The sequence below is a fragment of the [Clostridium] ultunense DSM 10521 genome (assembly GCF_000511955.1).
Lineage (GTDB): Bacteria > Bacillota > Clostridia > Tissierellales > Tepidimicrobiaceae > Schnuerera > Schnuerera ultunensis.
Genome location: NZ_AZSU01000002.1, coordinates 673,333 through 680,156 on the forward strand (window position 1 = coordinate 673,333; position 6,824 = coordinate 680,156).

At 28.7% G+C, this 6,824-nt stretch carries 8 protein-coding genes; all 8 read left to right on the forward strand.

Annotated elements, in window-relative coordinates:
- The first annotated feature begins 68 nt into the window (after positions 1-68).
- The 8 genes from CUL_RS0106005 to CUL_RS16780 all read left to right on the forward strand — a co-directional run bounded on the left by CUL_RS0106005 (position 69) and on the right by CUL_RS16780 (position 6,622).
- A complete protein-coding gene (locus CUL_RS0106005) occupies positions 69-1,103 on the forward strand; it encodes a GNAT family N-acetyltransferase (protein WP_025640813.1) in 1,035 nt (344 codons plus the stop codon).
- A gap of 87 nt (positions 1,104-1,190) precedes the next feature.
- Positions 1,191-1,940, forward strand: coding sequence for a cytidylyltransferase domain-containing protein (locus CUL_RS0106010; protein WP_025640814.1), 750 nt, complete (start codon positions 1,191-1,193; stop codon positions 1,938-1,940).
- 99 nt (positions 1,941-2,039) lie between these two features.
- On the forward strand, positions 2,040-2,558 hold the full coding sequence (locus tag CUL_RS0106015) for a GNAT family N-acetyltransferase (RefSeq protein WP_025640815.1): 519 nt from the start codon (positions 2,040-2,042) through the stop codon (positions 2,556-2,558).
- A gap of 178 nt (positions 2,559-2,736) precedes the next feature.
- Positions 2,737-3,765, forward strand: a complete 1,029-nt coding sequence (gene pseI / locus CUL_RS0106020; protein ID WP_025640816.1) for a pseudaminic acid synthase — start codon at positions 2,737-2,739, stop codon at positions 3,763-3,765.
- Entirely contained in the window at positions 3,762-4,745 is a 984-nt protein-coding gene (locus tag CUL_RS0106025) for a PseG/SpsG family protein (protein ID WP_025640817.1), read from the forward strand. Before pseI ends, CUL_RS0106025 begins: the two co-directional genes overlap by 4 nt.
- 320 nt (positions 4,746-5,065) lie before the next feature.
- Positions 5,066-5,269 (forward strand): hypothetical protein, encoded by a 204-nt coding sequence (locus CUL_RS0106030; RefSeq protein WP_025640818.1) that lies wholly within the window; start codon positions 5,066-5,068, stop codon positions 5,267-5,269.
- A 210-nt stretch (positions 5,270-5,479) separates the two neighbouring features.
- On the forward strand, positions 5,480-6,253 hold the full coding sequence (locus tag CUL_RS0106035) for a DUF2920 family protein (RefSeq protein ID WP_025640819.1): 774 nt from the start codon (positions 5,480-5,482) through the stop codon (positions 6,251-6,253).
- Positions 6,254-6,313: 60 nt separating this feature from the next.
- Positions 6,314-6,622 (forward strand): transposase, encoded by a 309-nt coding sequence (locus CUL_RS16780; protein ID WP_236616414.1) that lies wholly within the window; start codon positions 6,314-6,316, stop codon positions 6,620-6,622.
- Positions 6,623-6,824: the final 202 nt, after the last annotated feature.

Here is a 6,824-nt window from a genome sequence, read left to right on the forward strand (position 1 = left end):
CAGAGGATTGAAGTCCTCAATTTTCATTTAAGTTTACAGAGCGAATAGTTTATAAGGGAGTAATTAAGATGAAATGTTTTTTGTATGATTTTAGATATAATAATGAAGTCCAGTTTTTTTTGGATAGTAATGCAATAAACCAACAAAATTTTTTTAATAGATTTATCTATGAAGGTATAGATAATTTTAATTATTACTATGTAATTTGTAAAGAAAATGAAGCAATCAAAGGTGTTATGCCCTTTGTTTTATATATAAACGAATTAGGTAATATTATTCACTCTATGCCCTTCATAGGTTATGGAGGAATAGCAGCTACCGAAGACAACAAATATGAAGTATTTGAATGTATTGAAAAATTTCTAGAACAATTTTCTAAAGAAAACAGTGTTAAACTAATTACCATATGTACACCACCTTTTAAAAATGATTATTATGAATTGTATAAGCAGGTATTTAAGCCTGATTTTCAAAGGAAAAATTTTTATCAGTATTTAGATTTAGATGAGGATGTATTCAAAAATATGAAGTCTAAGCCTAGGGGTAATTTAAGAAGAAATTTAAGAAAGTGTAAACAGTATGGAGTAGAGATAGTAGAGAATAATTCATTAGAATATTTAAGATATTGGTATGATAATATCTATATAAAAAGATTAAATGAAACTCACAGTGTAATATATCCTTTTTCAGTATTTGAAACTTTTATTAAATATTATAGCGAAGATAGGTTAAAAATGATATATGCGGTATTAGAAGACAAGATCATAGGTGGAGGACTATATTTAAATCAAGGGATATCGATAGATAATTTTATGAGAGTTATAGATTCTGAGTACTTTTATACACAGGCAGGAACATGTTTAGATTATTATAGCATTAAATATGCTATGGAATTAGGAATTAAATATTATAACTGGCAATCTTCTGATGAAATTGGCTCTAGTATCTATAATTATAAGGAGAGCTGGGGCTCTAAATTAGGTTATCATTACTACTTAACAAAGATAGTTGGAGATATAGAAAAATTAAAAAATACACCCTTAAGTATAATAAAAAAAGAATATCACGGTGTATATGTAATGCCTTATGAAGAATTTATATAATAAAATGTTTTGAACGTTATAGAAATAAATCGAAAAAACATTAATATGTTTATAAGCTTATATATGGATAGTTTTGGAGGCGAAATTATGAAAAAGGTAGTTATAATACAGGCTAGAATGGGTTCAACAAGATTACCTGGTAAAGTTATGCTTGAAATAAAAGGAAAGACAGTATTGACCCATGTAGTTGAAAGAGTTAAATATTGTAAAAATATAGACGATATTGTAGTTGCGACGAGTTTAAACAAAAATGATGATTTGATAGTAAAAGAGTGCGTTAGTATAGGAGTTAATCATTTTAGGGGAAGTGAACAAGATGTGCTATCAAGATACTATCATGCAGCTAGAAAAAACAATGCAGATTTAGTAATTAGAATAACTGCAGATTGTCCATTAATAGATTATACAATTATAGATAATATGATAGAAAAATTTTTAGAGAAAGATATTCACAATAACGTTGATTACATGAGTAATTTCGATGTGATAGAAAATACCTTTCCAAGAGGAATGGATGTTGAAATAATCAAAGCAAATGCATTAGAAAAGACATATCAAAAGGCAAAAGAACACTATGAAAGGGAACATGTTACGCCATATATATATAATAATCCAGATAAATTTAATTTATTGGGATATTCTAACAATGTAGATTTGTCAAAATATAGATTTACGTTAGACACTAGAGAAGATTTACAATTAATAAAAATAATTTATGATAATCTCTATGAGGGCAACCATGTATTCGGTATTAATGATATTATTGAATTTGTAAATAGAAATCCCCAGGCAGTAAAAATTAATGAAAATGTTGTGCAAAAGAGCCTAGAAGAATAATGGTATGGCAAATACGAAAATTTAGATGGTTAAAAGTGTAATATAATTAGGAATTTTTACTTAAATATTGAGTAAAACAAAAGAAGGAGATAAATGTTAATGATAATTAATGATATAGATATATTATTAAGGGTAATGGATAAGAGAGATTTACCACATATAAAATCATGGTATAATGATTACGAAAACACTAGATATACAAGTCCTTATGCATATGTCCAAAGAAACGATGAGGAAGAGGAAGTGTGGTATCAGAGGAAGATGGCTGATAGTAATTCTCGATTTTTCATAATTGAATACAAAAATCAACCTGCTGGCCTTATTTCATATTCATCTTTAGATTTAAGGAACAGAACGGCCATGCTATCAATTATAATTGGTAATAAAAAGTTTAGAAGATTAGGAATTGGACAGAAGGCAATATTAAAATTAGAAAAATATTTAAAGGATGAATATAATATAAGAAAATTAAGTGCTGAAATATTTGAAGAGAATGTTGCAAGCTTGAATTTGTTTAATTCGCTAGGCTATAAGGAACAGGGTAGGAAGATTGAGGAGGTTTATAGGTGCGGGAAATACCACACCATAATTTCAGTATGCAAGTTTTTTAATGAATGATATTAATATAGGAAAGAATTAATGTTAATTCTAAGGTTGTAGAAATAGGATTATATAGAAGTATTAGCACCATTAAACTATAAATATTCGTATTATACTTGAAAAGTAGAAAGTTTTACCCTATATCTTAAATTTTCAAAATAAATATTTATTGAATAGGATGGAGTGAATTTAAATTATGGATATATTTGAAGATAATAGTAAGGTCTATATCGTGGCCGAAATCTCAGCCAATCATGGACATGACATTGGAGTAGCTAAAAATACAATAAAAGCTGCTAAAGAAGCAGGAGCAGATGCAGTAAAAATTCAAACATATACTGCAGATACAATTACTATGGACTGTGATAATGAGTATTTTCAGATAAAACAAGGGACATTGTGGGACGGTACCACTCTATATAAGTTATATCAAGAAGCCTATACCCCCTGGGAATGGCACGAAGAACTTTTTAATTATGCAAGGGATATAGGAATAACAATATTCTCATCCCCGTTTGATAAAACGGCAGTGGATTTGCTTGAAAATCTTAACACACCTGCATACAAAATAGCTTCATTTGAGATAACCGATATACCTTTAATTGAATACATAGCCTCAAAAGGAAAACCAGTAATTATATCAACAGGGATTGCTACGATAGGTGAAATAAAAGAAGCAATAAATACATGTAAGAAAGTAGGAAATCATAATATAATTCTTTTAAAATGTACGAGCTCATATCCAGCACCATATGAAGATATGAACTTACTAACAATACCAAATATGAAGAATACATTTGGAGTAGATATAGGTTTGTCAGATCATTCTATAGGGAGTACCGTGGCACTTGGAGCTGTAGCCTTAGGTGCTAAAATGATAGAAAAACATATAATATTAGATAGAAGTATAGGGGGACCTGATGCAGAATTTTCAATGGAAATAGATGAATTTAAATCTATGATAAAAGAAATTAGAAATTTAGAAAAGGCATTAGGCAAAGTCAATTATGACCTAGATGAAAAAACAGTGAAAAATAGGGTGTTTTCAAGATCTTTATTTTTTACAGAAGATATAAAAGTAGGAGGTATAATAACTGAAAGGAATATGAGATCAATTAGACCAGGATATGGTTTACATCCAAGACATTACTATGAGATATTAGGAAAAAAAGTAAAGAAGGATGTAGAAAAAGGGACACCTGTGGATTGGAGCTTGATTGAATGAAGAGTATATTAATTAGGACTTTTGGTGGTAAAGGAATAGGGTATGGTCATTTTTATAGATGCTTGTCTTTAGCTAAAGCGGTTAAATTAATAGATAAAGATATAGATATTATTTTTTTAATAAATCAGGACTTGAAAGGTTTGTTAGATAATATAGGCTTTAATTTTATAGTATCAAATAATTTAAAAGAGGATAGTGAGAAGATAAATAGATTTGGTGTCAATCTATTTATCTTTGATGCATATTTGGGTGATGATAGGTATCTAAAAACGGTAAAGGAAAAAACCAAACTAATGCTAATAGATGATAACAATGATATATATGATACATCTATACCAGACATTATTTACAATGGAAATATACATGCAGAAAAATTAGGTTATTCTAGTGATGGAAACCAATTACAATTACTAGGGCCAAAATTTTTAATAATGAAAGAAGAATATTGGAATAGAGGTACAAATAGAAATATTAGCAAAAATGGTATTTTAATCACTACAGGTGGTACAGATGAATACGGGATTTCGCTAAGGATATTAAAGCAGCTTAAAAATCTAGGTTCTAAGATAAAAGTAATTATAGGGCCTGGGTACAAAGATGATTATATCAAAAAATTTGAGGACTCTGTAACCGATAATATTAAATTGATTTATAAGCCTAATAGCTTAAAAGACCATATATTATCTTCAAAAATAGTGATAACTGCAGGAGGTAGCACTATTTATGAAGTATTATCACAAAAAAGCATACCGATTATCTTTAGTCTAGCAGATAATCAAGACTTAATTTGTAACGAGTTAAGCAATATGGGAGTTAAATATTTGGGGAAATATCCAGATATTAATTATTTATTATTGGAAGGCATAATTAAAGAGCTACTGGATAAAGGAGTAAATGAAAACAATAAAATATATGATTTAGTAGATGGAAAAGGGGCAAAGTTGGTTGCTGGTAGGATAGTAGAGGAGATTTATCAATAACAGAGGAATTAGCAAAAAAAGGACTAAATTTACCTAGCTCAGTAGGGCTAAAGAAAGTTGAAATTGAGAAGGTTTGTGAGATAATTAGTGGTAAAGGTGTTTGAAATATTACTGTTAATTATATATATAGTGAGAATCAAGCTAATGGATTGAAAAAGGCATATAATGAAAAAGTGATATTTAATATGAAATAACTCCTTTACTATTTAGCTTGGGGTCATTTCTACACAAAATGTATAATAAACTTAGGGCAAAATGAAATACTATGATATTGAAAGTAATAGTAAGCTTTTGTCCAAAATAGAGGGTCAAACCGATCAATGGAATTAGAATTAGCATTAGAAGAAAGGAAAGAGCAAGAATTATCTACTAAGCAGAATATTTATGCCTATATTTTTGAAGGTAGAAGGTATGATATAGGCAATAAATTAGGTTTTTTAGAAGCAACAGTGGAGTTTGCATTGAAAAGAGAGGATTTAAAGGATGAATTTATATCTTTTTTAGAGAGTATAATATCAAAATAAGATTAAGAGTTGCTAAATTTTATGTTATACTTGATATTTTTGTTGTATTTTGTTAAATTTGATACGGCAACTTGATTCGTAATTAACTCGTTTAGAGATGAATAATGCCTTATAAAAATATAGTATTATACCATTGGTGGACCATAATTATTAAAGTCATTTATCTAATCTTTAATTATAGACCTAGAAAGTTTATCGGAGGATAGTATTATGGCAAAAGAATATGATTTTTCTATGTATGGGTATCCAAGCATATATAAAAACATGGAAAGAAAATTACATGTTTATTTTACTGAACCAGAGCGAGGAATCAATGAAAATACTGGAATCCTTTTATTAATACCTGGATTTGGCGGTAATTCTCAATCAAACGTATACAAAAAGATGAGAAACGTTTTTGCAGACAAGCATAATCTAGTTGTTGTGCAATGTGATTGTTTTGGATGGGAGTTTATGCAAAAGCCTAATAATATTACACTAAATATCTCAAAAGATAGTTTATTACAAATTTTCACAGCTAAAGAAGTAAATTATATCTTCAAGGACAATAATTATTTTGAAAGATTAATTGAGATATGCGGGAAGTATGGTTTTTCGATTACTTGTGATGAAAAGTTAAATGAAGATTTATCAAATTTTAACGATATGGGACTTATGCAAGCGATCGATAATATTACTGCTGTAATTACAGTTATAGAGATTATAAAAGATAATAATTACAAGTTTGATGAAGGTAAAATAATAGCATATGGCCATTCTCATGGAGCATATTTGGCCTATTTGTGCAATGCATTTACTAAGGATTTATTTACACTTATCATAGACAACTCTGCTTGGCTTTTTCCAGCGTATTTAAAAAGTGATAGGTATGTGAATACATATTATAATAATGTTCTAATAACCACAAAATACAGTTATTTGGCTAAGGACATTGATTATGATGAAGAAATATTAAATCTAGAGTTTCTATATCAGAACTATTAAGCCCCCTAACCTATTTGGACAATCGCACACTAATTTAGTAAAATAAAAATTAATGGGAGGTTGTCTAAATTGAGAGGTAAAGGTAAAAGATATCCAGAAGAATTTAAACGTCAAATTATTAAGGAAGTAGAAGAAACTGGTAATGCTACATTAGTTGCCAGAAGACACGATTTAGTCCCTGGAACTGTTACCCGCTGGGTTAGGGAGTCAAAGAAAGAAAATGGACTAATTCCAAATTATAATTATTCCAATAATATTAATGCTAAATCCCTAGAAGAAGAAAATGAGCAATTAAAAAAATTATTAGGCGAAAAAGATTTAGAAATTGCCATTCTTAAAGACCTTTTAAAAAAAACGAACCCACAATAGAAGATAAAGTTAATATTGCGAAGAAATGGATTGATTTAGGATATACTGCAGTTACTGTCCTTAAAATTCTTGGATTAAGTAGGTCTACCTATTATTACAATATTAAAAAAAGAACTAAAACTGAAGATATGAATGAAGATACAAAAATAAATAAAGGCGGTAGACCAATTCCTGGTTACTCTTTTGATAAAGATGGCAATCA